General features: G+C 63.2%; 25 protein-coding genes. 9 read left to right on the top strand and 16 right to left on the bottom strand.

Annotation, left to right across the window (positions count from 1 at the left end):
* Positions 1-45: 45 nt before the first annotated feature.
* The 5 genes from HCN50_RS13485 to HCN50_RS13465 all read right to left on the bottom strand — a co-directional run bounded on the left by HCN50_RS13485 (position 46) and on the right by HCN50_RS13465 (position 5,362).
* Entirely contained in the window at positions 46-873 is an 828-nt protein-coding gene (locus tag HCN50_RS13485; protein ID WP_171710154.1) for an outer membrane protein, read from the bottom strand.
* Positions 874-1,084: 211 nt separating this feature from the next.
* Complete coding sequence (locus HCN50_RS13480) at positions 1,085-1,927, bottom strand: outer membrane protein (protein WP_171710651.1); 843 nt, start codon at positions 1,925-1,927, stop codon at positions 1,085-1,087.
* 292 nt (positions 1,928-2,219) lie between these two features.
* Positions 2,220-3,476, bottom strand: coding sequence for an MFS transporter (locus HCN50_RS13475; protein ID WP_171710153.1), 1,257 nt, complete (start codon positions 3,474-3,476; stop codon positions 2,220-2,222).
* Between the two features lie 148 nt (positions 3,477-3,624).
* Complete coding sequence (gene glmM, locus HCN50_RS13470; RefSeq protein WP_171710650.1) at positions 3,625-4,971, bottom strand: phosphoglucosamine mutase; 1,347 nt, start codon at positions 4,969-4,971, stop codon at positions 3,625-3,627.
* Between the two features lie 211 nt (positions 4,972-5,182).
* Complete coding sequence (locus HCN50_RS13465) at positions 5,183-5,362, bottom strand: hypothetical protein (RefSeq protein WP_171710152.1); 180 nt, start codon at positions 5,360-5,362, stop codon at positions 5,183-5,185.
* A gap of 110 nt (positions 5,363-5,472) precedes the next feature.
* Between HCN50_RS13465 and HCN50_RS13460 the strand changes: the two genes are divergently transcribed.
* Positions 5,473-6,609 carry an alpha-hydroxy acid oxidase gene (locus HCN50_RS13460; RefSeq protein ID WP_171710151.1) on the top strand — a complete coding sequence of 379 codons (1,137 nt, stop codon included), beginning with the start codon at positions 5,473-5,475 and terminating at the stop codon, positions 6,607-6,609.
* Positions 6,610-6,778: 169 nt separating this feature from the next.
* Here HCN50_RS13460 and HCN50_RS13455 read toward each other — a convergent pair whose 3' ends face one another.
* The 9 genes from HCN50_RS13455 to HCN50_RS13415 all read right to left on the bottom strand — a co-directional run bounded on the left by HCN50_RS13455 (position 6,779) and on the right by HCN50_RS13415 (position 15,728).
* Complete coding sequence (locus HCN50_RS13455; protein ID WP_171710150.1) at positions 6,779-7,405, bottom strand: single stranded DNA-binding domain-containing protein; 627 nt, start codon at positions 7,403-7,405, stop codon at positions 6,779-6,781.
* 76 nt (positions 7,406-7,481) lie between these two features.
* Entirely contained in the window at positions 7,482-8,060 is a 579-nt protein-coding gene (locus tag HCN50_RS13450) for a hypothetical protein (protein ID WP_376700288.1), read from the bottom strand.
* Between the two features lie 134 nt (positions 8,061-8,194).
* A complete protein-coding gene (locus tag HCN50_RS13445; protein ID WP_311968042.1) occupies positions 8,195-9,028 on the bottom strand; it encodes a shikimate dehydrogenase in 834 nt (277 codons plus the stop codon).
* Positions 9,029-9,199: 171 nt separating this feature from the next.
* A complete protein-coding gene (locus HCN50_RS13440) occupies positions 9,200-11,248 on the bottom strand; it encodes an elongation factor G (protein ID WP_171710147.1) in 2,049 nt (682 codons plus the stop codon).
* Between the two features lie 202 nt (positions 11,249-11,450).
* Positions 11,451-12,071, bottom strand: coding sequence for a TetR/AcrR family transcriptional regulator (locus HCN50_RS13435; protein WP_171710146.1), 621 nt, complete (start codon positions 12,069-12,071; stop codon positions 11,451-11,453).
* On the bottom strand, positions 12,064-12,972 hold the full coding sequence (locus HCN50_RS13430; RefSeq protein ID WP_210264916.1) for a class I SAM-dependent methyltransferase: 909 nt from the start codon (positions 12,970-12,972) through the stop codon (positions 12,064-12,066). The genes HCN50_RS13435 and HCN50_RS13430 overlap by 8 nt, the downstream gene beginning before the upstream one ends.
* Before the next feature lie 64 nt (positions 12,973-13,036).
* Entirely contained in the window at positions 13,037-13,519 is a 483-nt protein-coding gene (locus HCN50_RS13425) for a DUF992 domain-containing protein (RefSeq protein WP_171710144.1), read from the bottom strand.
* 279 nt (positions 13,520-13,798) lie between these two features.
* On the bottom strand, positions 13,799-14,311 hold the full coding sequence (locus HCN50_RS13420) for a DUF992 domain-containing protein (RefSeq protein ID WP_171710143.1): 513 nt from the start codon (positions 14,309-14,311) through the stop codon (positions 13,799-13,801).
* A 214-nt stretch (positions 14,312-14,525) separates the two neighbouring features.
* Positions 14,526-15,728: a pyridoxal phosphate-dependent aminotransferase gene (locus tag HCN50_RS13415; RefSeq protein WP_171710142.1), complete on the bottom strand. Its 1,203-nt coding sequence runs from the start codon at positions 15,726-15,728 to the stop codon at positions 14,526-14,528.
* Positions 15,729-15,919: 191 nt separating this feature from the next.
* On the opposite strand from HCN50_RS13415, the gene HCN50_RS13410 reads away from it, so the two are divergent.
* The 4 genes from HCN50_RS13410 (at position 15,920) to HCN50_RS13395 (ending at position 19,609) form a co-directional block, all read left to right on the top strand.
* Positions 15,920-17,149 carry a glycosyltransferase family 87 protein gene (locus HCN50_RS13410; RefSeq protein WP_171710141.1) on the top strand — a complete coding sequence of 410 codons (1,230 nt, stop codon included), beginning with the start codon at positions 15,920-15,922 and terminating at the stop codon, positions 17,147-17,149.
* Positions 17,150-17,350: 201 nt separating this feature from the next.
* Entirely contained in the window at positions 17,351-18,004 is a 654-nt protein-coding gene (locus HCN50_RS13405) for a glutathione S-transferase family protein (RefSeq protein WP_171710649.1), read from the top strand.
* A 203-nt stretch (positions 18,005-18,207) separates the two neighbouring features.
* Entirely contained in the window at positions 18,208-18,381 is a 174-nt protein-coding gene (locus HCN50_RS13400; RefSeq protein ID WP_171710140.1) for a hypothetical protein, read from the top strand.
* A 67-nt stretch (positions 18,382-18,448) separates the two neighbouring features.
* Positions 18,449-19,609, top strand: a complete 1,161-nt coding sequence (locus HCN50_RS13395) for a PQQ-dependent sugar dehydrogenase (protein ID WP_171710139.1) — start codon at positions 18,449-18,451, stop codon at positions 19,607-19,609.
* Between the two features lie 47 nt (positions 19,610-19,656).
* Here the strand turns inward: HCN50_RS13395 and HCN50_RS13390 are convergent, their stop codons facing one another.
* Entirely contained in the window at positions 19,657-20,946 is a 1,290-nt protein-coding gene (locus HCN50_RS13390) for a M20/M25/M40 family metallo-hydrolase (protein ID WP_171710138.1), read from the bottom strand.
* Positions 20,947-21,004: 58 nt separating this feature from the next.
* The gene (locus HCN50_RS13385) at positions 21,005-21,355 is read right to left on the bottom strand and encodes a DMT family protein (protein WP_171710137.1); all 351 of its coding nucleotides are present in this window, start codon (positions 21,353-21,355) and stop codon (positions 21,005-21,007) included.
* 200 nt (positions 21,356-21,555) lie between these two features.
* Here HCN50_RS13385 and HCN50_RS13380 point away from each other — a divergent pair, with 200 nt between their 5' ends.
* The 4 genes from HCN50_RS13380 (at position 21,556) to HCN50_RS13365 (ending at position 24,375) form a co-directional block, all read left to right on the top strand.
* Positions 21,556-22,368: a PAS-domain containing protein gene (locus HCN50_RS13380; protein ID WP_171710136.1), complete on the top strand. Its 813-nt coding sequence runs from the start codon at positions 21,556-21,558 to the stop codon at positions 22,366-22,368.
* A gap of 89 nt (positions 22,369-22,457) precedes the next feature.
* Positions 22,458-22,919 carry a GNAT family N-acetyltransferase gene (locus tag HCN50_RS13375; RefSeq protein ID WP_171710135.1) on the top strand — a complete coding sequence of 154 codons (462 nt, stop codon included), beginning with the start codon at positions 22,458-22,460 and terminating at the stop codon, positions 22,917-22,919.
* Positions 22,920-23,302: 383 nt separating this feature from the next.
* Positions 23,303-23,827 carry a carboxymuconolactone decarboxylase family protein gene (locus HCN50_RS13370; RefSeq protein WP_171710134.1) on the top strand — a complete coding sequence of 175 codons (525 nt, stop codon included), beginning with the start codon at positions 23,303-23,305 and terminating at the stop codon, positions 23,825-23,827.
* Entirely contained in the window at positions 23,824-24,375 is a 552-nt protein-coding gene (locus tag HCN50_RS13365; RefSeq protein WP_171710133.1) for a carboxymuconolactone decarboxylase family protein, read from the top strand. Before HCN50_RS13370 ends, HCN50_RS13365 begins: the two co-directional genes overlap by 4 nt.
* Positions 24,376-24,407: the final 32 nt, after the last annotated feature.

Raw genomic sequence — 24,407 nt, 5'->3', positions numbered from 1 at the left:
CGACAAATCTGTCAACGCGCCGGATCGGCCCCGTGACCGGCGAGATCAGAATTTGTAGCCAAGGCCGGCGCGGACCGTGTTGATGGTGGTATCGACAGTCGAAGTAAACCGAAGATACTCCCACTCGGCGCGAAGGAAAAGGCCCGCATATAGCATCACATCGACGCCGACACCGCCGGCGAAGCCGGTGATGAAATGAGAGTTGGCGTTGTCCGTCAGACTGGCGGCGCCCGCGTAATCGGGACGCGGCGTAAGGGGACTACCGACATATCGATAGTAAGCGGCATAATCGGCCCTGCGGTTGATGTTCGCCTGCCCCATTGCAATGCCGGCAAATCCGTAGGGCAAGAAGCTGTCGATCGCGTATCCGCCGCGCACCCGCAGCGAGCCGTAATCGGTGACCTTCATCGAGGCGCTCGAGGATACGGTAGCGGAGGACACGTAGTCGGTCGGATACTGAAACGAGCGGGCTTGCGAGCCGCTGTTGGCTCCAAAGAAATTGCCATGGGTATAGTTCAATTCGATGGCAACGACGGCTTCAGTCCACTGCCAATTGTAACCGACGAACCCGCCGTAGCCGCTGCCTTGCATATGGGCCTTGCCAGCCAACGGCCATTTCGAGATGTTGAACTGCGATTCCAGATCGATATTGTTCAAGAGCTTGGCGAGCAAGTCCTGGCCGGAATTGGTGAAGTCCATGTCCGCCGCGCCGTGAGAAGCGTGGCCACCGATATAGCCGCCTCCCCAGTTGACGTTGCTTCTGCTGAGTCCCTCGGTGAAGCTGCCTCGGAGAAACGGCAGGTCCGACATATCGGCCGCCTGGGCCACACTCGCCGTTCCACACATCACAGCCACCAGCAAGAATCGACGCATCGCAACGCTCCATCGGAAACTCTAAACTTGCGCTGATCATCGCCTGTTAACCTTAATCAATCGTTGTCGCGCCCTCTGATTGGCGCAATCTTGCCGGAAAATGAGCAAACATTTTCCGCCGCCCGCGCCGCCCTCATCGCCCCGGTCAAAAGCAAACGGCGCGGGAAGTGCCCCGCGCCGTTCGGCAACCGTTAAGGAATGGAAGTCGCGATTAACCTTTGCGCACCACCGGCGGCGGCGCATAGACCTGCGGAGATTCCAGATTCCAACGCACGCCGAGCTTCAGATCGTGCGAGGTGATGTCCTTGAACTTGAAAACGTTGTTAGTAGTCACGCCGTTGAAGTCCGAGAGAATGCCGGTCTGTCCCTCACCCAGGTTGACATAGCTGTAGGCAAGTTCGAGCACGAGATTCGGATTGACGCTATAGGCAAGACCGGCGTGGGCTGCCCACGCGAAATTCCACTTCGAGCCGGCCGGCGCGCTCGCGAAGCTCGTCGTTGTGAATGGCAGGCTGTTCGTTCCCGTATCGGTAAAATTCGAGATCGTCACGCGCGCGCCGCCGACGCCGGCACCGATGAACGGGGTAATGCACCACCAGGTGCCGAGATCGACATAGGCATTGGCCATCACCAGCCACTCGGACTTGCTGCCACCGTAGTTGTCGATCCCATTGTAAGCGACGCCGCCGGCCGTTCCGGTGAACCGGTCGGTCGCTTTAAAATTGGCGTTGCCACGATACTGACCGGTCACGTCAGCCCGGAACCAGTTGTTGATCCGGTACCCCACACCGACACCAAAGATGCCCGCAGTGTCGAACGCAGACTGCTGCTGGAACGAGGTGAGCTGCGAGTAGGCGGATTCACGGCCATAGTGAACGTCCTTCACGCGCTGATTGGAAAAGCCGATGTCGCCGCGCAGATACCAGCCGCCGAAATCCTCGACCACCGGAGCCGGAGCATAAGGGGGCGGCGCAATCGCCATGTCGGCAGCCAAAGCCGCCTGGGACAACAAAGTGGCCGCACCGGCGGCAATGAAAGACTTAACGCTACGCATCGGCTTGTCCTTTGTCCGGTGAGGCTGACTGCAAACGGGCCCCACTTCAAAAACTCACGGATTGGACGATGCCATCAAATGCTTAAGCGGCGCTTAACCCTAATTTTTAAGGTTGACAATCTCTGACTTTTTTCACGGCGCGGTTTGCGACACGAATCTCCGATGCACTTGCAACAACGACAAATGAGCGGACACCGCCATACGTCCTAATGATGTGTTGATGAAGCGCGAGTGGCGAATAGTGACTGGCGAGTAGAGAAGCACCCTTTTCTTGTGCGCTACTCGCCACTCCCTATTCGCTGCTCGCCGGCCGAATCTTCGGCAGGAACACCGCAAGCAGACCGAGCGCGGGCAGGAACGCGCAGAGGTGATAGACGAAGGCGATGCCGGTATGGTCGGCGAGCTTGCCGAGCACGGCCGCGCCAAGTCCGCCGATGCCGAAGGCGACGCCGAAGAACACGCCCGAGATCATCCCGAAGCGATGCGGCATCAGCTCCTGCGCGAACACGATGATCGACGACGTGGCCGAGGAAATGATCAGGCCGATGAACACCGTCAGCACGGCGCTCGCATAGAGACCGGCATATGGCAGCGCCAGCGTGAACGGCAGCGCGCCGAGGATCGAGAACCAGATGACGTATTTGCGCCCGAAGCGATCGCCGAGCGGACCGCCAAAGAACGCGCCCACCGCATTGGCGGCAAGAAACAGGAAGAGGTAGAGCTGGGCCGCCTGCGTCGACACCTGAAACTTGTCGATCAGATAGAAGATGTAATAGCTCGACAGGCTTGAGACGTAGAGCTGTTTGGAGAATAGCAGCGCCACCAGCACCGCGAGCGCTGTTCTGACGCGCCGGGAATCCGGCAGGTCCGGATGGCGCTCCACCGCAGCCGATTTCTTCGGCGTGATCTGCGGCTTGTACCAGACGCCGATCCGCCACAGGATCACGATCGCCAGGAATGCGATCGATGAAAACCAGGCGATGCTCGGCTGGCCGAACGGCACCACGATCAAGGCCGCCAGCACCGGCCCCATCGACGTGCCGAAACTGCCGCCGAGTTGAAACACCGATTGCGCGAAGCCGTAGCGCCCGCCCGAAGCGAGGCGCGCGATCCGCGCCGATTCCGGATGAAACACCGCAGAGCCAAGCCCGACCAGCGCCGCCGCGACCAGGATGACAGGATAGAGGTGCGCGATGCTGAGCAGCAGCAATCCAAAGAAGGTGAAGCCCATGCCGATTGCGAGCGAGAACGGCTGCGCCTTCTTGTCGGTGAAGTGCCCGACCACGGGCTGCAGTAGCGATGCGGTGAACTGGAACGCCAGCGTGATCATGCCGATCTGCGCATAGTCGAGCGCGTACGCGTCCTTCAGGATCGGATAGACGGACGCGATCAACGACTGCATGGTGTCGTTGAGAAAATGCGAGAAGCTGATTCCGGCCAGCACGATATAGGCCGGCCCTGCCGCCTTGGCGACGCGACCCGGCGCGACGTCCGCGACGATCACCGGCGTGGTCGCAGCTTCCTCTGACACGATAACGGACTTGTTCAACGGCGCGTTCCTGCAAGCATTCTGCGGACGGGCGATACCAGTCTCTTACGCCGCACGCCTGGTGGCGACCAGCATCAATAGCCGATAGCTGCGATGCGCCACTGCGCACCGCCGATCAACGATTCTGCGCCGGCAGGATAAAGCGCGCTTATGCCGCCGCGGCGTGGCCGAGCGCGTTGACGATCTGGTCGACGACGTCCTCGACCAGGTCACGGTCGTCGCCCTCGCCCATCACGCGGATCACGGGCTCGGTGCCGGACGAACGGACCAACAAGCGACCATGGCCGTTAAGGCGATTCTCGCCGTCTGATATCGCCGATTTCACCTCGGCATGGTCGAGCGGCTTGCCGGAGCGGTAGCGCACGTTCTTCAGAATCTGCGGCAGCGGGTCGAACCGGTGGCAGACTTCCGACACCGGACGGCGAAGCTTCTGCACCACCGCCAGCACTTGCAGCGCGGCGACGAAGCCGTCGCCGGTCGTGGCATAGTCGGAGAGGATGATATGGCCCGAGGGTTCACCGCCGAGATTATAGCCCTGCGCGAGCATCTGCTCGAGCACGTAGCGATCGCCGACCGGCGTGCGCACCATGCCGAGCCCCTGCGCTTCGAGGAAACGCTCGAGGCCGAGATTGGACATCACGGTGGTGACGATGCCCGGCTTGGCGAGCCGGCCCTCTTCATTCCAGCTCTGCGCGATCACCGCGAGCAACTGGTCGCCGTCGACGACATGGCCGCGCTCATCAACCAGGATGACGCGGTCGGCGTCACCGTCGAGCGCAATGCCGATATCGGCGCGCATTTCGCGCACCTTCTTGGCAAGCGTTTCCGGCGAGGTCGAGCCGCATTCTTTGTTGATGTTGAAGCCGTCAGGGTCGACGCCGATCGCGATGACATCCGCGCCCAGTTCCCATAGCGCCTCCGGCACCACCTTGTAGGCCGCGCCGTGCGCGCAATCGATCACGACGCGCAGACCGTCGAGCGAGAGCTCGCGCGGCAGCGTGCGCTTGGCGAATTCGATGTAGCGGTCATGGACGCCGTCGATGCGGCGGGCGCGCCCGAGGCTCGCGCTCTGCGCCAGACGCCGATCGATCGGCTCGTCGAGTAATTGCTCGATCTGCTTCTCGACGTCGTCGGATAGCTTGAAGCCCTGCGGGCCGAACAGCTTGATGCCGTTGTCTTCGAACAGATTGTGGGAGGCCGAGATCATCACGCCGAGATCGGCGCGCATCGACTTGGTCAGCATCGCGACGGCCGGCGTTGGCATTGGACCGAGCAGCAGCACGTCCATGCCGACCGAAGTGAAGCCGGCCACCATGGCGTATTCGATCATGTAGCCGGAGAGGCGCGTGTCCTTGCCGATGACGACACGGTGGCGATGATCGCCGCGCTGAAACACCAGGCCGGCCGCCTGCCCCACCTTGAGCGCGAGCTCCGGCGTGATCAAACCATTGGCGCGGCCCCGAATTCCGTCGGTACCGAAATATTTGCGGCTCATGTGCCCCCCAGCCATTCCGGGACTTCCTTTGAGGCCACGAAGGCCACCCCGAACGCGCTCCATCGTAGCGTGCATCGGTTATAATTCCTCGGCCGCCAAAATGACTTCAAAAAATATGATGAATCATTACGGCAGCCATCGGCAGCTTTTGACATATAACCAGTTGTTGTAAATGGCTATTTTGGAAAAAAGATGGTCCCGCGGCGCGCCGCTAGTTCCATCGCTTGACGTGGCGGTCCGCTTTTGACGGCGCTGGCTGTATGACATTGACCGGATCGGACGCCGGAAAGGTCTCTTCCAGCCCCTCCTCTAGGGCATCGTCAAGCCGGCGCTTTTCCTCGCGATCCGCCGGGCCGGGCTTGGCAGGGGCAGTGGGGCGCGGGCCGGTCATGGGATGTCCTCCCCGGTCGGAAATGGCCTATCGTGATGCGATTTGGCTCGCCATCCAACCATGCTAGATGACGACACCACCGCGAAATTCAAGAAGGGGCCGGGACGTCCATGAAGCACATCACCTGCATTGAGGATCTGCGCCAGTTGCACAAGCGCAGGGTTCCCAAGGCGTTTTTCGACTACGCCGACCGCGGCTCCTACACCGAGGATACGCTGCGCGCCAATTCGGAGGACCTGCAGCAGATCAAGTTCCGCCAGCGCATCCTGGTCGATGTCTCCAAGCGCGACCTCTCCACCACGATCCTCGGCGAGCCGGCCGCAATGCCGTTGATTCTCGCGCCGGTCGGCCTGCTCGGCATGCAGCATGGCGACGGCGAGATCCACGCCTGCCGCGCGGCGCAGGCCGCTGGCATTCCCTTCACCCAGAGCACGATGTCGATCTGCTCGATCGAGGACATTGCCGCCGCCGTCGACAAGCCGTTCTGGTTCCAGCTCTACGTCATGAAGGACCGCGGCTTCATCAAGGCGCTGATCGAGCGCGCGATCGCCGCCAAGTGCAGCGCGCTGGTCTTGACCGTCGACCTGCAGGTGATCGGGCAGCGCCATCAGGACATCAAGAACGGCATGACCGTGCCGCCGGAATGGTCGCTGGCGAAGCTGATCGATTTCGCGACCAAGCCGGCCTGGGTCTCCGGCGTGTTGCGCGGCAAGCGCCGTACCTTCGGCAATCTCGCAGGCCACCTCAAGGTGAGCGAGGACATCACCGCGCTGTCGACCTGGATCAACTCACAGTTCGATACGTCGTTGAACTGGAAGGACATCGACTGGATCCGCTCGATCTGGCCGGGCAAGCTGATCCTCAAAGGCATTCTCGACGTCGAAGATGCCGAGATCGCGGCCAAGACCGGCGCGCAGGCGATCGTCGTCTCCAACCATGGCGGGCGCCAGCTCGACGGCGCGCCCTCGTCGATCGAGGTGCTGCCTGAAATCGTCGACACCGTCGGTTCGCAGATGGAGATCATGTTCGACGGCGGCATCCGTACCGGCATGGACGTGGTGCGCGCGCTCGCGCTCGGCGCCAAATCCTGCATGATCGGCCGGGCCTATGCCTATGGCCTAGGGGCTGCCGGCGAGGCCGGCGTCGCCAAAGCGATCGACATCCTCGCCAAGGAAATGCTCACGACCATGGGGTTGTGCGGCGTCAACACGATTGCCGAGATCAATGACAACGTGCTGGCGGTTTGAGGTGGGACTCTATCCATCGTCCCGGCCAAGCGAAGCGCGAGCCGGGACCCATAGTCACCGATGTTGATGATGTGCGAAGCTGTTGCTCCAGCTCGTCCAACAATGAACATTGGTGGTTATGGGTCCCCGCGTTCGCGGGGACGACGTGTGGATAGAGCCACGCCCGGCATCACATCGGCGGTGTAATTCCGTCGCGGCCGACATTGACGCGATTGGCTTCCAGCGTGCCGTCATCCTTCTTCACCGCGCCGAAGATGATGATCTTGGCGCCGGGCTTCAGCTCCGACTTGTCGCCGGCGACGAAGGTGACGATCGGAGTACCCGGCGGCACCACGACTTTCTTTTCGCCGTCCTTGTACTTGACCAGAATGTTCTGGCCCTCGGTGCCCTTCACCGTCTGGGCGACGGTGGCGTTGGTCATGGTCGAGTTCGGCCGCTGATCCCAGGGCCGAAAGCCTTCGGCGGCGCCGCGCTGGTTCTCCGGGAAGATATGCACCGCGACCGCCCGCTGCGTGCCGTCCGGTTCCGGCATGCCGGTGACGCCGATATAGGAGCCTTCCTTGATTTCCGACAGCTCGGTCTTGGCGACGCCGAACACCGCGACATTGTCGGTCATTCGCACTTTCATGTCGGCGCCCTCGCGCGACTTGATCGAGAGCATCGGCCCGTCGACGGCTTCGATGGTGCCGCGAATGCGCACCGTCGGCGGCTGCTGCGCGATAGCCTCCGTTGCAAACAGAGCGACAAGGCCGAGCGAAGCCGCGAGCACCCGCGGCCATGAAGAAGATTTCAGCATGGTATTCCTCCCGAGGTGTTTTGGCGCCCAACTCAACGCAAACACCGCACGGGAGCAGGTATTCCGGGCAGCGCCTTCACATCGGCGGGGTCAGCCCGTCGCGACCGACGTTGACGCGGCTGGTCTCGAGCGAACCGTCCGGCAGCTTCTTCATGAAGGCAATCACCTTGGCGCCTACCTTGAGGTCGGACTTGTCGGCGGGAACATAGGTCACGACCGGCGTCTCCGGCGAGACCACGACTTTCTTCTCGCCGCCCTGGTATTTGATCGTCAAAGTGTGACCGTCATTGCCGACCACGGACTCGGCCACCGTGGCGTTGGTCATGGTGGAGTTGGGCCGCAAATCATAGGGCCGCGAGCCCTCGCCGGTGCCGCGCATGCTTTCCGGAAACACATGCACCTCGACGGCGTTCTGGCTGCCGTCTGATCCCGGCACCGTGGTGGTGCCGATGAAGGAGCCAACCTTGATGTCGGACAGCGCGATCTTGCTGATCCCGACGACGTTGACATCGCCGGTCATATGCAGCCTGACATCCTCGCCGCCGCGCGACTTGACCGCGAGCACGTCGCCATCGACGGCTTCGACGGTGCCCCGAACGCGCGTCGGCGTCGGCGGTTGCTGGGCGATGGCGTAGAGCGTGGAACCCGCCAACATCGCAAAGGCGACAAGCGGGCGAACGAGCTGAAACTGACGGACGGGCATGCTGGGATCTCCGGTGGCGGCACAGACGTAGCCACTCACCCCCGCCCTTCAAAAATATTCCGGCTCAAATGTCTGCGATCGGCCGATCATGTATTCGTGAGATCGGCTTCGACGAGCGCGCGAAGCTCTGCCGTTACCTCGGGGCGCCGCCCGAACCACAGCTCGAAGCCGCGCACCGCCTGATGCAAGAGCATGCCGAGCCCGTCGGCTGTCTTTAGCCCGCGCGTGCGTGCTAAGGCCAGCAACGGCGTGTCGAGCGGCACATAGACGAGGTCGGCGACGATGGCCTGCGGCGGCAACTGTCCGACATCGAGTTCGAGCGGCGGCTGACCTTTCATGCCGAGCGAGGTCGTGTTCACCAGAAGCCCGGCGCGCGGCAGAAGATCGCCGAGCGCGTCCCACGCGACGGGCACAACGCTCGCGCCGAACTGATCCGCCAGCGCGCGGGCGCGCTCGGGTGTACGATTGGCGAGATGAATGCGCTTGATGCCGCGGTCGAGCAGGCCGAACAGAACGGCGCGCGACGAGCCGCCGGCGCCGAGCACCAGTGCTTGATCGCATCTGTCCCAACCGCCGGCGCAGGCGTCGAGATTGTTGATGAAGCCCTCGACGTCGGTATTTGTCGAGCACAATTCACCGTCCGCGAACCACAGCGTATTGGCGGCGCCGACGGCGCGGGCTCGCTCATCCGCTTTCGACAGCGCCAGCGCGCGCTCCTTGTGCGGGATGGTGACATTGGCTCCGACGAAGCCGCGGAGCGATAGCCGGAAGATGAAATCCTTGAATTCATCGGGCGGCACCGCCTCGATGACATAACCGCCCTCGATGCCGAGGGTGCGCAGCCAGTAATGATGGATCAGCGGCGAGCGCGAATGCGCGGCCGGCCATCCGATCAGGCAGGCGGCGGGAGGCTTAGGCACGATCGTTCTCGGTGGCGCGAGCAGGCATGACTTCTTCCACGAAATTGGAAGGCGATCCATTTCGTGTCCTGCCGCGCATGTCAAGCGGACGGATGGTGCCGCTGCTTGCCTTGCTCTCCCGGCCAAGCGCGGTGCGCTCCCTCTCCCCGTGAAGAACGGGGAGAGGGAGGCTCACGCCGCGACGCGGTGCGCGGCGATGATCTGGTCGGCGGCGCGGCCGGTGACCTCGGCCATGCGGTCGAACTGGCGCGTGAAGCTGCCGGCGCCGGCGGTGGCCGAGCGCAATTCCACGATCAGGTCGCCGATCTCCGCTTCCGGCATAGTGGCGCGGACGCAATCCCATCCCGGCCAGCCCTCGCGGGTATCGAAGCCCAGGATCTGGCCGCGCCGGGCCGACAGGATGGCGTTGATCTTCGCCGTGGCGTCGCTCGGACAGACGATCTCCACCATATGGATCGGCTCCAGCAGCACCGGCTGGCACTGCGGCAGTCCCTCGCTCATGCCGATCCGCGCCGCGGTGCGGAACGCAAGGTCGGAGGAATCGACGCTGTGGTAGGAGCCGTCCGTCAGCGTCACCTGCACGTCGATGACGGGGAAGCCGAGCGGACCCTTGGCAAGACCATCGACCACGCCCTCCTCCACCGCGCCGATATAGTTGCGCGGCACCGCGCCGCCGACCACCGTTTCGTGGAATTCGAAACCGGTGCCGCGCGGCATCGGCTTGATTTCCAGCACCACGTCGCCGAACTGTCCGTGGCCGCCGGACTGCTTCTTGTGGCGGCCGCGCTGGGTGATCGATTTGCGGATGGTCTCCTGATAGCCGATCGCGGGCGGCTGAGACTTGACGTTGACGCCGAAACGGTCGCGCAGACGCTCGAGCGCGACGCGCAGATGCATCTCGCCCTGCCCCCACAGCACGATGTCGTGGGTGCGCGGATTCTGGATCATCGTCAGCGACGGGTCCTCCTCGTTCAGCCGCAGCAGCGCCTGGCCGAGCTTGACGTCGTCCTTGCGGTCGGTCGCCGACAGCGACATCGCCAGCACCGGCGGCGCCGGCGCAATCTGCACCAGCGCGGACGGCGCGGTCTTGCCGCCGGACAGCGTGTCGCCGGTCTTGATCGCGTCGAGCTTGCCGAGCGCGACGGTGTCGCCGGCCTCCGCCGAAGGCCGCTTGGTATCGTGCGCACCGTTGACGGCCAGAATGCCGGACACGCGTCCGGCTTCGCCGGAGGAGGATTGCAGCGTCGCGCCGTCATCGAGATGGCCGGCGAGCAGCCGCACTAGCGACAGCTTGCCGCCGTGCTGCAGATGCACGGTCTTGAACACATAGGCCAGCGCGTCCTTTTGCGACGAGGCGCCAAGGCGCTTCGCCGTCTCGGCGACGCCGGGCGCTTCATGCCGCAGCGCCTTCATCAGCCGCAGCACGCCGTTTTCGCGCGCGGCCGCGCCAAGCAGCACCGGACAGATCAGGCCTTCGCGCAATTCGCGGGCGAGATCGTCGAATACTGCATCACGCGGCGGCTGGATATCCTCCAGCAACTGCTCCATCAGTGCATCGTCGTGGTCGGCGAGCTTCTCCAACATCGAGAAGCGCGCTTCCTTCTCGCGGTCGAGATTGCCCCCTTCCAGCGCGATGACTTCGGACGGCTTGTGCTCGCGGTAGACGAAGGCACGTTCGAGCGCGAGATCGACGAACCCTTCGATCAGATCGCCGTTCCAAATCGGTATCTGCCGCAGCACCAGCGGCACGCGCGAGGCCGGCTGCAACGTCGCCAACGTTTCGCGGATGCGCTTGTTGGCGCGATCAATCTTGTTCAGAAACAGAAAACGCGGAATGCCGAGATCCTCCAGCTCGCGCAGGATGATCTGCAGTTGCGGCAGCTTCTTCTCGTCCGCCTCGCAGACCACGACCGCGGCGTCGACCGCAGGCAACGCGGCGCGCATGTCATGCGCGAACTCGACCGAGCCGGGACAATCGATAAAGGTGTAATTGTCGCCCATGAAGGTGGTGGTGGCGGCGCTTAAGCCTACCCCCATCTTGTGATGGCGCGCCTCGGGGGTGGCGTCGCCGACGGAAGTTCCGGCATCGACACTGCCGGCATTTTTAATGGCGCCCGTTCGCGCCAGTATGGCCTCTAGAAGTGTGGTTTTACCGCTTTGGAAAGGGCCCACCAGTGCAATGCACCGTGGACCTTGGGGACTTCTGACGTCCTGTCCCATTGCCGCCTCCCTGTTTGGAGCTCGGCCCGTGATTGGGTCGGCGACCTCTGATGCTCCGCCTGTCCTGAGGTTTTGGCAAGCGGGAAAACGTCGCTGCACTGCATACAGTCGTTTATGGCGTCCACCTCGGCCACGCCGGGAATCAGATATGCTTTTGCGTCCGCTCACCGCCTTCCCGGTCCGGAACTCAGACTGATCCCGCTCAACCGGTCGCCGCACCCGATCCGTCCGAACACGGATGGAGCATGATCCGCAGCGCAATGGCGATGCGCTCGATATCGACGCGCTCATCCCAGGCAAGCTGCAGCGAAATGCCCTGCAAGACCGCGACCATGACGCGGGCGGCCGACGCCGGATCGAGATGCTGCGGCCAACGGCGTGCTCGTTGCGCCTTTGCGATCATCGGCGCCAATACGTCCACGGCCTGAGAAACCCCCGCAAGCGCTTCGCGCCTTAATCGTGGATTGGAAAGGCTCTCCGCCCAAAGCTGCACGGCTAGATGGCGCCATCGCCTTTCCTTGGGATTGCGCAATTCGAGCACGAATCCTTCGACGAGGCGCCGCAGGCTTGTGTCGATATCCGGCGCGGCCAGCGCAAATTCCATGCGCCGGCGTTCCATGGCGTGGCGTTCGGAAGCGATCGCCATCGCGATGTCGGTCTTGCCTTTAAAATATCCGTAGATCGCGCCGGGGCTGAGCCCTGATTCTTCGACGATGTCCTGAACGGTTGCTGCATGAAAGCCTTCGCGCGCAAAGCATGTCAAAGCAGCATCGAGGATGCGCCCGCGCTGCTCGTTGGCGCGTGCCGCGGATATCCTAGGCATCGCCGACTTCCGCAAGCACCGTGTGATAGAATCTATAACCGTGCATGTGGCGGCCGGCCTGCCCCATCACCCGCTCCCGGTATTGATCGGCGTCGAAATCGCTCATCAGTCTCAGCCCGCGCTCACGCAGGAAGTCCGGCAATTCGTTGGGCAGCAAGCCGAAGCGCCAAGCTTCACCCGAACCGTCGACCTTGGCGATGACCTTATCTGCGCCATCGAACGCGACGCTGCCGTCGATCGCGCCCTCATGAACATAGGTGAAGATGAACCGGCTGCGGGGCGCAAGCCGGCCCGCCCAGCGCATTACGCCGCAGACCGCCTCGCCCGTCAGATACTGGCTGACGCCTTCCCACACGACGATCGTGCGCCGCGCCGGATCGAAGCCGGCGTCGCCCAGACGCTGCTCGAAATTATCGATCTCGAAATCGACGGCGACGAAGGTTGCCCGGTTCAGATCGGCTCCGGCAGCCTGCAATCGCTCCCGTTTCACCTTTGCCGTTGCAGGGTGATCCACCTCAAAAACCTTGACGGAACCGAGCGCGGCGAGCCGCCAGGCCCGCGTATCGAAGCCGGCACCAAGCAGCACGACCTGCTCGGATTGTCCGATCGATTCCTCGATCCAGTCGTCGATCAGCCGCGTGCGCGCGATGCCGGAGGTTCGCGCACCCGGCCATTGCCGGTCGATGTAGCGGGCAAGCACTTCACCCACTGGACGTAGCGCGAGCAGTTTGGCGGATAGCCGCCAGCTTCCTGGCAACAGTGCGATGGCCAGTGGATCGGTAAACACACGTCGTCCGGCACCCTTCGCATGCTCCGACGCCCGGAACATGGCCATGTATTCGGCGGTCCGGCTTGGCTGATGCTGCAGCAATTTCGCGACCTCCTTAAAAAGAACATTCATTCTTTTTAAGACCGTCACCGGCACAGGTCAAGATGGCCCGTGGTGAAAATGAAGTGCGGTTAGCTCAGCGTCCCGGCCGGAGTTCGAGGCTTTCCAATCCGGCAGCAATGCTGACGCCAACCTGACCCTGCAGACTGAGTGGCTGCAGCGCGATCGAATTGGCGGAGCCGCCGACCAGCACGTTGCCGCCGACGCCGACGCCGAGCGTCGCGCTGCCTTGCGCGCCGACGTAATCGCCGGAAAGGCCGCCAGGGCCAAGTCGCGCGACGGGTGCGAACACGCCCCAGGCCAGCGCCGATTCCTGGGTGATGCCGAGATCGAGCCCGACCTTGCGGATGGTTGCGATATAGCGGTCCTCCGGCATCCCTTCCGCGCGCAGCACGCAGCCGAGATTGGTGACCGAACCGACGACAAAACCGACGCTGGCGCCGCCGCGGCACTCCAGCACGCCGACCTGCACCCGCTGCACCTGCTGCGCACCGACGCTGCCGAACGACCAAGCCAACGTGGCGAGCGCGGCAGCAGCAATGATGAGGGCACGACGCATGAGGTAATCTCCGGCTGAAAAAGCTGATGCGAGCAGAGAATCAAGAACAAGGCGTGCCCGCGGCGCTCGCCGTTCTATGCCACAACATCACACGCCGTGCCAGAATTTGCCAGAGGAGTCGTTGTTTGCCGACGTCATTCCGGAGGATGCGCAGCATCGAATCCAGAATCTCGATCGAGTAAAATCATCTCTAGATTCCGGGTTCGCGCTTCGCGCGCCCCGGAATGACATCCATGGAAAAGGCCCGCTTGCGCGGGCCCCTTACCTCACGTGTCATTCTCAGCCGCGGCGGTGATGCCGGCGAACGTGCCGGCGCGGGCCGAACTGGACCGGCTGCAGTTCGAGGCCGGCGATGCCGGCGGTGACGTTGATCCCGGTCTGTCCCTGCAGGCTGATCGGCTGCAGCGCGTAGGCATTGGCGGGGCCGCCCACCAGGAAGTTGCCACCGCCGCCGATGCCGACCGATGCGTTGGCGCCGACGCCGCCATAGCTGCCGGCGAGTTCGCCGCGCCCGAGCCGGCTGGTCGGCGCATTGACCGCCCAGGACAACTGGGTCTGCTCGGTGACGCCGAGGTCCAGGCCGATACGTTGCACCTTGGCGATGTAAGGTTCGGGACGGCGGCCTTCGCTGCGGAACACGCATTCGAGACTCGCCACCGAGCCGACCACGAAGCCGACATTTTGGCCTCCCTGGCATTGCAGGATGCCGGCACGAACCGGCGGCGCCGCGTCAGCGCTTGTGATCGGCGCGATCAGTGCCGCCGTGGCGAGTGTCAATGTCAGGAGTCGCATGTGTCCCAGTCTCCGCATGTTGATGAATAAATTTAGCGGAGCGGACAGGATGGAAGCGCCGTGTCGAAAACATGGCGCTTGATCAAGAGGCCGTCAAAACATTGCGTGTTCGTTCACGTGCGATGTGACTTGACGACCGTCCTTTTGACGCGATTGCTCGTGCGAACCGTAACCCGTCCCGCCCAACTGCGGAACGGGCCTGTGTGGCGAATGCTTATTTCAAATTGCCGCAGAAGCGCTGGATGCGCTTGCAGGCATCGTCGAGATCGGAGGTTTTGGTCGCGTAGGAGATGCGGAACGCCGGGCCCAATCCGAACGCGGACCCCTGCACGACGGCGACGCCTTCGCTCTCCAATAGCTCGGTGACAAAATCCTCGTCATTGGCGATCACCTTGCCGGACGGCGAGGTCTTGCCAATGGTGCCGGCGCAGGACGGATATACGTAGAACGCGCCTTCGGGCCGCGGGCATTCGATTCCCTTGGCCTGATTGAGCATCGACACCACGAGGTCGCGGCGTTCCTTGAACACCTTGTTGTGCACGGGGATGAAGTCCTGCGGACCGTTCAGCGCCTCGACCGACGCCCACTGCGCGATCGACGACGGGTTCGAGGTCGACTGCGATTGGATTGTCGACATCGCCTTGATCAGCTCGGCCGGCCCGCCGGCATATCCGATGCGCCAGCCGGTCATGCAATAGGCCTTCGATACGCCGTTCACCGTCAGCGTGCGCTCATACAGTTTCGGCTCGACCTGCGCCGGTGTTGCGAACTGGAAGTCGTCGTAGACCAGGTGCTCGTACATGTCGTCGGTCATCACCCAGACATGCGGGTGCTTCACCAGCACGTCGGTGATCGCCTTCAATTCAGCGCGCGTATAGGCGGCGCCGGTCGGGTTCGACGGCGAGCACAGGATGATCCATTTGGTCTTCGGCGTGATCGCCTTTTCCAGGTCTTCGGGCCGCAGCTTGAAGCCGCTCGACGCCGGACACACGACCGGCACCGACTCGCCGCCGGCGAGCGCCACCATCTCGGGATAGCTGACCCAGTACGGCGCGGGAATGATCACCTCGTCGCCGGGGTTGAGCGTCGCCATCAGCGCGTTGTAGAGCACCTGCTTGCCGCCGGTGCCGACGATGATCTGGTTCGGCTTGTAGGTCAGGCCGTTCTCGCGCTGGAACTTGGCGATGATGGCTTCCTTCAGCTCGGGAATGCCGCCGACATCGGTGTACTTGGTCTTGCCGGCCTCGATCGCGCGGATCGCCGCCAGCTTGATGTTGGCGGGCGTGTCGAAATCCGGCTCGCCGGCGCCGAGGCCGATGACGTTGCGGCCCGCCGCTTTCAGCGCGCGCGCTTTGTCCGTGACCGCGATCGTCGCGGACGGCTTCACACGGGCGAGCGAGGCAGACAGGAAGGGCATCATCATCTCCTGGCAAACGTCGTGACGCGAAGGACGGCACGACTCTTTCTGATGGGATCGGCGCACCCTAAGGCGCAGGACGCTGCATCGCAAGAAGCTTGGCCAAATAACGGCGAACTTTAGGGAACGTTAAAGCGCGCTCGGTACGGTCGGAGCAATACGGCGCAATATTCGTAAAATTCCGCAGTGAAATGACTCATATCTGGCAAGGGTTGCGATCCGGCAAATGGCTGACGGCTTTGCGCATGCGCGCCTATTGCCTGATCCTGCTCGCCCTGTCGGTCCTGATCTTCGCCGCCTGGATCGCGGTTTCCGACGGCCCCATTGATCGCACCGGCCAGCCGATCGGAACCGATTTTTCGAACGTCTATGCGGCAGGCTTGTTGACGTGGCAGGGCCGCGCTGCGGACGCCTATGCGCCTGCGCTCCAGCACGCGGCGGAGAAGGCGGTGTTCGGTGGCCGTGATGTGCCGTTTTATGGCTGGCACTACCCGCCGTTCTTCTTTGCGATCGCCGTGCTCGTCGCCGCCCTTCCCTATGCTGGGGGTCTGGCGCTCTGGCTGGCCGCCAGTTTTGCCGCCTTCCTCACAGCGATCCGCGCCATCCTGCCGCGTCAGGAAACGTTGCTGGTCGCCGCCGCATTTCCCGCAGTGCTCATCAATGTCGGCCATGGTCAGAATGGATTTCTCACCGCGGCGCTGCTCGGCGGCGCGCTGCACTGGCTCGATCGACGACCATGGCTTGCCGGCGTGCTGATCGGCCTGCTCGCCTACAAGCCGCAATTCGGCGTGCTGATCCCGATCGCGCTTCTGGCGGGCGGGCGCCGGCGCACCATCGGCGCCGCGGCCGCCACGGTCGTCGCGCTGGTCGCGATCAGCTTCGCGATGCTCGGCAGCGGCATCTGGCATGCCTTCGCCGACTCCATGAATTTCACGCAGACGGTCGTGCTCGAACAAGGTGGTACCGGCTGGCAGAAAATCCAATCGATCTTCTCGGCCGTCCGCGCATGGGGCGCGAACGTGCCGACTGCCTATGTGGTCCAGGCCTCGCTGCTTGCTCTGCTCGCGACCAGCCTCGCCTGGCTGTGGCGCAGCGATGCCGCCTTCGAGCTCAAGGCGGCAGCGCTGGCGCTGGGCAGCCTGCTCGCAACACCCTACGTGCTCGACTACGACCTCGTGGTGCTCGCGGTCGCGATCGCATTCTTTGCTCGACACGCGCTCAACAACGGCTTTCGCGACTTCGAGATCAGCCTGCTCGCGGCGGCCTGGATCGTGCCGCTGCTGTCGCGCAGTATCGCCGGCGTCAGCTACATACCCTTAGGGTTACTGGTGGAGCTGGCCTTCTACGTGTTCGTCCTGCGGCGCGCGGCCCTCGACCGCGCGAGCCATGCGCTTGGTGCGGCCCGCGTCGCGCAAGCGTGATCTTTGTTGTTCCAGCGTGTTGATGGAATCATTCTGCACGCGTGCAGTGCGGCAGAGGTTTTCGACTTTTTCCATTCTGCGGGCCTTGCGAGGCAATCGTATCGGCATCATTGTTTAGCCGCGTTGCGGTGCGAACCGCTGGCAGCGCGGGCGCGCAACCGAGGCGTGCGTGCTTCCTCGATCGGGGTGAAATCCAAGACGATGTACAAGCTCTATTCGATGCAGCGCTCCGGCAACAGCTACAAGGTCCGCCTTGCGCTGGCGCTGCTCAACGCGCCCTATGAGGCGGTCGAAGTGGACATCCTCCGCGGCGAAAGCCGCACGCCGGAGTTTCTGGCGAAGAACCCGAGCGGACAGGTGCCGCTCCTGGAAGTCGCCGAGGGGCGTTATCTCGCCGAGTCCAACGCCATCCTGTGGTACGTCTGCGGCGGCACGTCGCTGGCGCCGGAATCAAGGGTCGAGCGCGCCGAGGCGCTGCAATGGATGTTCTTCGAGCAGCACGCGCTTGAGCCCAATATCGGCGCCGCCTATTTCTGGCTGTCGCTGGTCAGGGGTGGCCGCGACCTGCAGACGCATGCGCTGGAGGACTGGATGGAGCGCGGCTATGCCGCGCTTCAGGTGATGGAAAACCACCTCAAGACCCGTGCCTATTTCGCTGCCGGACAACTGACGGTCGCCGACATCGCGCTGTACGGCTACACTCACGTCGCCGATCGCTGCGACTACGATCTCGCGACCTTTCCCGCCATCCGCGCCTGGCTGCGCCGGGTCGAGCAGACCCCTGGTTTCGTGACGATGGACTGGCGGCCGGAGGCCGAAATCGACGACCAGGCCGGTGTCGCCGCCGGCGCATAACCGGCGCCACGCCTGTCGCCGGCGTCCTCACTTTCGCGCGAGCGCGCCGCCAAAGGTTAAAAATAGCGGGTATAACGTTGGCCTTTGCCGCGATTCCGCCATTTTCAGCCTCTGGTCGCCGCAATGTTGCCGGTGATCGTTGCAAGATTTTCCTGACGTCGTGAGTCGCGGGTGATTCGTCCCGCGTTACAAGGATTTAGACCATGATACGGTCACCCGGCACAGCCGGCTTCGAGGGCTGTCGTGCGCCCGTTGCATCTTCCCGATTGCTTGGTGCCATCGCCACCTCGCTCGCAATCGGCACGCTCTCGCTTTGCCTCGTGGTCACCATGACGGTGCTCTCGATCAAGGCTACCGTCGCGATGCCCATTCCATAATGGTTGCGTCCTTTTTCGTTTGCATCATTAGCGAACGCGCGATGATCGACATCGCGACTGGACTGGGATGAAGACGCCCGTCGGCCTTGTGACCGCCGCCTTGACGGTAGCGATTCTGCTTGCCGTCTCGTTCCTGATCGCCACCGGCACCCGCGGCGAGCAGCCGGCGTTCGACTCCTCGGCGGGCGAGCTCGAGGTCCGGACCATCGCAAGGGGCCTCGTCAATCCATGGGCGCTGGCGTTTCTACCAGACGGAACGATGCTGGTGACCGAGCGTCCCGGCCGCATGCGCATCGTCACGGCGGAAGGACAAGTCTCCGCGCCGCTTAAGGACGTGCCTGATGTGTGGGCGTCAGGCCAGGGCGGCCTGCTCGACGTTGTCACCGACAAATCCTTTGCCCAGAACAGGACCATCTATTTCTGTTATGCCGAGCGGACCGAGGGTGGAGGGCGCACCGCGGTCGCGCGCGCCAAGCTCAGTGAGGGCAAGGACCGACTCGACGATGTCAAGGTGATTTTCCGCCAGCAGGGGCCGCTGTCGTCAGGCAACCACTACGGCTGCCGCATCGCGCAGGCCGATGACGGCAATCTGTTCGTCACGCTCGGCGAGCATTTCTCCCATCGCGATCAGGCACAAAGTCTCGGCAATCATCTCGGCAAGGTGATCCGGATCGCCCCCGATGGTTCGGTGCCACCAGGCAACCCGTTCGCCGGCCGTTCCGACGCCAAGCCGGAAATCTGGAGCTACGGCCATCGTAACGCGCAAGCGCTCGCGATCCACCCGGCTTCCGGCGAACTCTGGGAAATCGAGCACGGCCCGCGCGGCGGCGACGAGGTCAATCTGATCGACAAGGGCAAGAATTATGGCTGGCCGGTGATCGGCTACGGCATCGATTACTCCGGGGCGAAGATCCACGACAGCACGGCGAGGCAGGGCATGGAGCAGCCGCTCAAATACTGGGTGCCGTCGATCGCGCCGTCGGGCATGGCCTTCTATACCGGCAAGCTGTTTCCGAAATGGAACGGCAGCCTGTTCACGGGCGCGCTGCGTGGCGCGATGCTGGTGCGGCTGACACTGAATGGCCATGCAGTGACGTCGGAGGAGCGCCTGTTGCAGAACCTGCACGAGCGGATCAGGGACGTCCGCCAGGGGCCGGACGGCGCGCTGTGGCTGCTTACGGATAGTTCGAACGGGCGCGTGTTGCGGTTGGGCCCGGCGGCAAAATAACTCCGCGTCGGTGATGACCGCGGATGGCACGGGCGAATTGCTTCGACCTACTTCAACCTGCCGGTGGACATATCCATGATCAGGCGCGTGGCCAGATAAAGACGCGGCACGATGCTATCGATCTTCACATACTCGGCGTCGTTGGAGTGCGCGCCGAAGCTCGATAGCCCCATGCCTTCCACCACGGCGCCCTTGGCTTTGAGGGCGGCAAACGCCGCGTCGGTGCCGCCGCCGGTGGCCTTCTCGGCCACGTTGAGCGCGATGCCGACCTCCTGGTAGATCGCCTTGGCGTGAGCGGCGACGTGGCGCGAGGCGTCGTTGGGCTCGAGCGGCGGGCGGCGCACTTCGAACTTCAGGTCCACCTTGGCGTCGGGCAGCAGCCGGTTCCTGATCTTGTCTTGCAGCGCCTTTTCGAGCGCATCGAAATCCGCCACCTTGAGGGCGCGCGCATCGGCCTGCGCCGCGGCTTCGGCGGGGATCACGTTGCGGTTGGTGCCGGCGGTAGCGACGGTCCAGTTCAGCTTCAGGCCCTGCTCGGGCTTCGACAGATCCTTCATTTGCAACAGCTGGTGCGACAGCTCGTACAGCGCATTGACACCGCCTTCCGGCCGCGAGCCCGCATGCGATGCCTTGCCATGCACGGTGAGATAGGCCGAGCCGATGCCGCTGGTGGCCAGCCGTAGCGTGCCGTCGAGGCCGCCGCCTTCGAACGAGAACACCGCATCCTGCTCCGCACCAAGGCGGGTGATGGTGCTGCGCCAGCCGGGCGAGGAGATTTCCTCGTCGCCATTGATGAGCACCGTGAGCTCGCCATATTCCCTGAAGTTCAACTTCTGCAGTAGGGCCACCGTGTGAATGATGGTGGCGATGCCTTGCTTGTCGTCGGCAATGCCGAGCCCAAAAGCCTTGTTGCCATCGACGCGGAACGGCTGATCCTTCAGCATGCCCTTGAGGTACACCGTATCCATATGTGCGATCAGCATGACCTTCCTGCTGCCGGTGCCCTTGAAGACGGCCTGCACGGCCGGGCCCACCTTCTCGGGCGTGTCGTCCAGGCGGTAGATGTCGATGGCTTGCAGGATTTCGACGGCGCCGCCGAGCTGCTTGAGCCGGGCGGCGATGCGCGCTGCGATCTGATCGAGGCCCTCGAGATCCTTGCTTCCGGATTCGATGTTCACGAGGTCACGCAGCGTATCGAGCAACGGCTGTCGCTCGGCTTCCGCCAGCGCATGGATATCAGCCACCGGCGCCGCCTGCGCCACGGCGGCAACGAATGCCAGCGCGAGCGATGCGATCAAAGGACTAGTCCGGTGCGAAGCAGAATGCTGTCGGGGCATGTTGCGGCGGCCTGTAACTGGAAGGAAAAGAGGAGGCTATCAACGTCGTTCCTGGAAATCAAAACTTGTGAAAGATCAGAAACGCGCCGATGGCGATGAAGAGGAAGCCGAGCGCGTGATGCCAGCCCAGCGGCTCCTTCAGATAGAGCACCGAGAAGGCGGCGAATACCACGAGCGTGATCACCTCCTGCATGGTCTTGAGCTGCGCCGGCGAATACACTGCGCTGCCCCAGCGGTTGGCCGGCACCGCCAGCCAGTATTCAACGAAGGCGATCCCCCAGCTCACCAGCACGATGACCGGCAGCGGGCTCTCCTTGAACTTCAGATGCCCATACCAGGCAAAGGTCATGAAGACGTTGGAGGCAAACAGCATCAGGACCGGGAGCAGCGTGGGCGAAACGGTGGGCATTGACGTCCTCTTGCAAAATAGTATGCGCCAATCGTCGGGCGCGGTACTGCGTTCCTTAGCTCGATACCATTTGATTTCAAAAGCACGAAAATCTTACGCATGCGGGCAACGCTCTCTTAGGACTAGCGGCAGAAACGCGTGCATAATCGCAACAATCAGGCATGCTTGCGTCTTATTCCCGGCAAGTGGCGAGAACGGGCATGCAGTTAGACTGGCGCGCAATCTCCGGTCCGGCTCTTACGACAGCGACGGCGTTGATCGCCTTCCTCGTCGACCGGCATGTCGTTGCGGTCCCCAATCCCGCTCCGCTGTTTGTTTGCATCGTCGCTTTTGCCGCTTCCATCAGCGGCATCGTCTCCGGCATGGCCAGCGCCGTCATCGCAGTGGCGTCTTCCGCGCTGTTCTTCCTCAACCATCGCGCCAGCCCCGGCTACGACATGTCCGACCTGGCGCGCATGCTGTTGCTGGCGGCGACCGCCGGCAGCACCGCGCTGATCACCGGCCTGCTGCGGAAAAAGTGGGTCGACGCGTTCGCGTGGGAGAAGAAGCATCATGCTACGTCGGAACGGTTGTCGGCCGCGCTCGACCAGGTGGACATCGGCATCGTGCTGCTCGATTCCGACACCCGTGCCGAATTCATCAATCGCGCCTTCCGCGATTACTTCAAGCTGTCCGACGCACAGGCCGACGCCCAGCCGCCGTTCATCGCGCTGATGTATCACGGTCGCGACACCGGCGCCTGGCAACTGCCGGAGGACGAGTTGAGCGCGTTCATCGCCAAGCGCACCGAAATGATAAGGGTCGGCGATTCCACGCCGATCAATATCGACCTCGCCGACGGAGAGGTGTTGCGCTTCACCTGCACGGCGCTCCCCGATGGCGGACGCATGCTGAGCTACACGCCGGTCACCGACCTGGTCCGCCACTCCGACGATCCCGGCAGCGCCGACTACTATCGCGCGCTGCGCGGCAGCCATCGCAGCCTGGCCCGGCACCTCGGCGCCGCGGAATAGCGGCACTCCTAAGAGTTGATCCCCTGCTGCGCTGTCTGTACTAATGACCGTTGCACCTCCGTCTCCCTTCATCACAACGGAAATCGCGCATGGCCAGCGACCTCACCATCCGCTTAGTTACCCGCCAGGACTATGCGCAATGGCTGCCGTTGTGGGACGGCTACAACGCGTTCTACGGCCGCTCGGGCCCGACCGCGCTGGCGCCCGAGATCACCGCGATGACGTGGGCGCGCTTCTTCGACGCCTATGAGCCGGTGCATGCGCTGGTCGCCGAGAGCGGCGGCGAGCTGCTCGGGCTGACGCATTATCTGTTTCACCGCTCTACGACCATGATCGAGCCGAATTGTTATCTGCAGGACCTGTTCACCAGTGCGGCAGAGCGCGGCAAGGGCGTCGGCCGCGCGCTGATCAACGGCGTGTACGAACAGGCAAAGCGCGCCGGCGGATCGCGCGTCTACTGGCAGACGCACGAGACCAACCACACCGCGATGCAGCTCTACGACAAGGTGGCGGAGCGCTCCGGGTTCGTGGTGTACCGCAAGATGCTGTGAAGCTTGCTCTTCCCGTCGACGGCCGCCCTGTGGATAAATTCCGCTTGTCACGGCCCCGTAACAGAGCGCGATTAGGTTTTAGTCGCGTCTGATCAGGCCCCCGTCTCGGATCACACGCCCAAGCGGTCCCCGTCAGTCGCCGCGTCTGACCGGGGCCGCATCTTTTTGTCCAGTGTCCAACTCACCGAAATGGTCGCGCCGTTGCGGGGCACCCATCGCGCCACTTCATCGGCGATCGATCCGCGACAAGGTCGATATTCATGCTATGAATATAGGTTATCCAGCACATGCGCTGGCGCAATCCCATGCGCAGTACTAGCCTTCGCTCGCAGAGGAACAAAGCGATGCGAATTGCTCCCGTCAGTCCGCCCTACGCCCCAAACGTGCAGGCGCTGTTCGACCGTCTTCCGGCCTCGTGGTCTCCTCCGTTCAAGCTCTTCACCGTGCTCGCTCGCGATGAACGCCTGCTGTTGCGCTTCACGGGCTCGGCGGTCAGCTACCTCGAGCCGAGCCATGTGACGGTGCGGGAACGCGAAGTGTTGCTCCTGCGGGTCACGGCGCGGTGCCGCTGCGCCTATGAATGGGGCATGCGCGTTCACTACTTCGCCGATGAAGCGGGCCTGACCGAAGCCCAGATCTACGCATCGGTGTATGGCGACGCCGACGACGCCAGTTGGCAGCCAACCGACAAGGTGCTGGTCCGACTAGCTGACGAATTGCACGATACCGTGTCGGTCAGCGAGCAGCATTGGACGGCGTTGCGCACGAAGTTCTCGGACGAAGCCATCATCCAGCTTTTGTTGATGGCCGGCAATTATCGCACCGTCGCCTATATCGCCAATGGATTGCGGCTTCCGCTCGAGCCTGAGGTCGGACGGCCCTTCCCCGCAAAACTCGAGTCATCATGAGAATTGATCCGGTTCTGCCGCCATATTCCGCCGAGGTGCAGGCGCAGTTCGATCAGTTGCCGCCGTCCTGGCAGCCGCCGTTCGAGCACTTTACAATTCTTGCTCGCGACCCGCGTCTCCTTCGGGCCTATCGGCTCGGGTCTGTCGCCTACCTGCAACCTAGTCATCTCACCCTTCGGCAGCGCGAAGTGTTCCTGCTGCGCGTCACCGGGCGATGCCGCAACGCCTTCGAATGGTGTTTGCGCGCGCATTACTTTGCCGAAGAGGCGGGCATGAACGATGATCAGCTCGATGCATCAGTCCATGGCACGGCCGACGATTCCTGCTGGGAGGCCGAAGATCGCGTGCTGATACGTCTCGCGGACGAACTTCACGACGCCGCCGCGATCAGCGATGCGCTCTGGGCCGACCTGAGCGGCGCCTTTGCCGAGGAAGCCATCCTCCAACTGCTTCTGCTCGCCGGCCATTACGGGACCAACGGATATATTTCCCTTGGACTGCAGGTCCCGATCGACGCGCGGGTCAAGCGGCGATTTCCGGCCGCATAGGTGGATTGGCAACCTTCACCCGCCCTTGCAGC

The organism is Bradyrhizobium archetypum, from assembly GCF_013114835.1.
GTDB lineage: Bacteria > Pseudomonadota > Alphaproteobacteria > Rhizobiales > Xanthobacteraceae > Bradyrhizobium > Bradyrhizobium archetypum.
This window is presented reverse-complemented; position numbering and strand designations above follow the sequence as displayed.

Coding starts and splice junctions, on each gene's coding strand:
- HCN50_RS13455 (WP_171710150.1), bottom strand. CDS start 7,405: ATGCTGAAATCTTCTTCATGGCCGCGGGTGCTCGCGGCTTCGCTCGGC.
- HCN50_RS13405 (WP_171710649.1), top strand. CDS start 17,351: ATGTACAAGCTCTATTCGATGCAGCGCTCCGGCAACAGCTACAAGGTC.
- HCN50_RS13365 (WP_171710133.1), top strand. CDS start 23,824: ATGAGAATTGATCCGGTTCTGCCGCCATATTCCGCCGAGGTGCAGGCG.
- HCN50_RS13420 (WP_171710143.1), bottom strand. CDS start 14,311: ATGCGACTCCTGACATTGACACTCGCCACGGCGGCACTGATCGCGCCG.
- HCN50_RS13465 (WP_171710152.1), bottom strand. CDS start 5,362: ATGACCGGCCCGCGCCCCACTGCCCCTGCCAAGCCCGGCCCGGCGGAT.
- HCN50_RS13380 (WP_171710136.1), top strand. CDS start 21,556: ATGCAGTTAGACTGGCGCGCAATCTCCGGTCCGGCTCTTACGACAGCG.
- glmM (WP_171710650.1), bottom strand. CDS start 4,971: ATGAGCCGCAAATATTTCGGTACCGACGGAATTCGGGGCCGCGCCAAT.
- HCN50_RS13390 (WP_171710138.1), bottom strand. CDS start 20,946: ATGCCCCGACAGCATTCTGCTTCGCACCGGACTAGTCCTTTGATCGCA.
- HCN50_RS13395 (WP_171710139.1), top strand. CDS start 18,449: ATGAAGACGCCCGTCGGCCTTGTGACCGCCGCCTTGACGGTAGCGATT.
- HCN50_RS13425 (WP_171710144.1), bottom strand. CDS start 13,519: ATGCGTCGTGCCCTCATCATTGCTGCTGCCGCGCTCGCCACGTTGGCT.
- HCN50_RS13460 (WP_171710151.1), top strand. CDS start 5,473: ATGAAGCACATCACCTGCATTGAGGATCTGCGCCAGTTGCACAAGCGC.
- HCN50_RS13410 (WP_171710141.1), top strand. CDS start 15,920: ATGACTCATATCTGGCAAGGGTTGCGATCCGGCAAATGGCTGACGGCT.
- HCN50_RS13415 (WP_171710142.1), bottom strand. CDS start 15,728: ATGCCCTTCCTGTCTGCCTCGCTCGCCCGTGTGAAGCCGTCCGCGACG.
- HCN50_RS13430 (WP_210264916.1), bottom strand. CDS start 12,972: ATGAATGTTCTTTTTAAGGAGGTCGCGAAATTGCTGCAGCATCAGCCA.
- HCN50_RS13400 (WP_171710140.1), top strand. CDS start 18,208: ATGATACGGTCACCCGGCACAGCCGGCTTCGAGGGCTGTCGTGCGCCC.
- HCN50_RS13385 (WP_171710137.1), bottom strand. CDS start 21,355: ATGCCCACCGTTTCGCCCACGCTGCTCCCGGTCCTGATGCTGTTTGCC.
- HCN50_RS13435 (WP_171710146.1), bottom strand. CDS start 12,071: ATGCCTAGGATATCCGCGGCACGCGCCAACGAGCAGCGCGGGCGCATC.
- HCN50_RS13480 (WP_171710651.1), bottom strand. CDS start 1,927: ATGCGTAGCGTTAAGTCTTTCATTGCCGCCGGTGCGGCCACTTTGTTG.
- HCN50_RS13485 (WP_171710154.1), bottom strand. CDS start 873: ATGCGTCGATTCTTGCTGGTGGCTGTGATGTGTGGAACGGCGAGTGTG.
- HCN50_RS13440 (WP_171710147.1), bottom strand. CDS start 11,248: ATGGGACAGGACGTCAGAAGTCCCCAAGGTCCACGGTGCATTGCACTG.
- HCN50_RS13450 (WP_376700288.1), bottom strand. CDS start 8,060: ATGTTGGCGGGTTCCACGCTCTACGCCATCGCCCAGCAACCGCCGACG.
- HCN50_RS13375 (WP_171710135.1), top strand. CDS start 22,458: ATGGCCAGCGACCTCACCATCCGCTTAGTTACCCGCCAGGACTATGCG.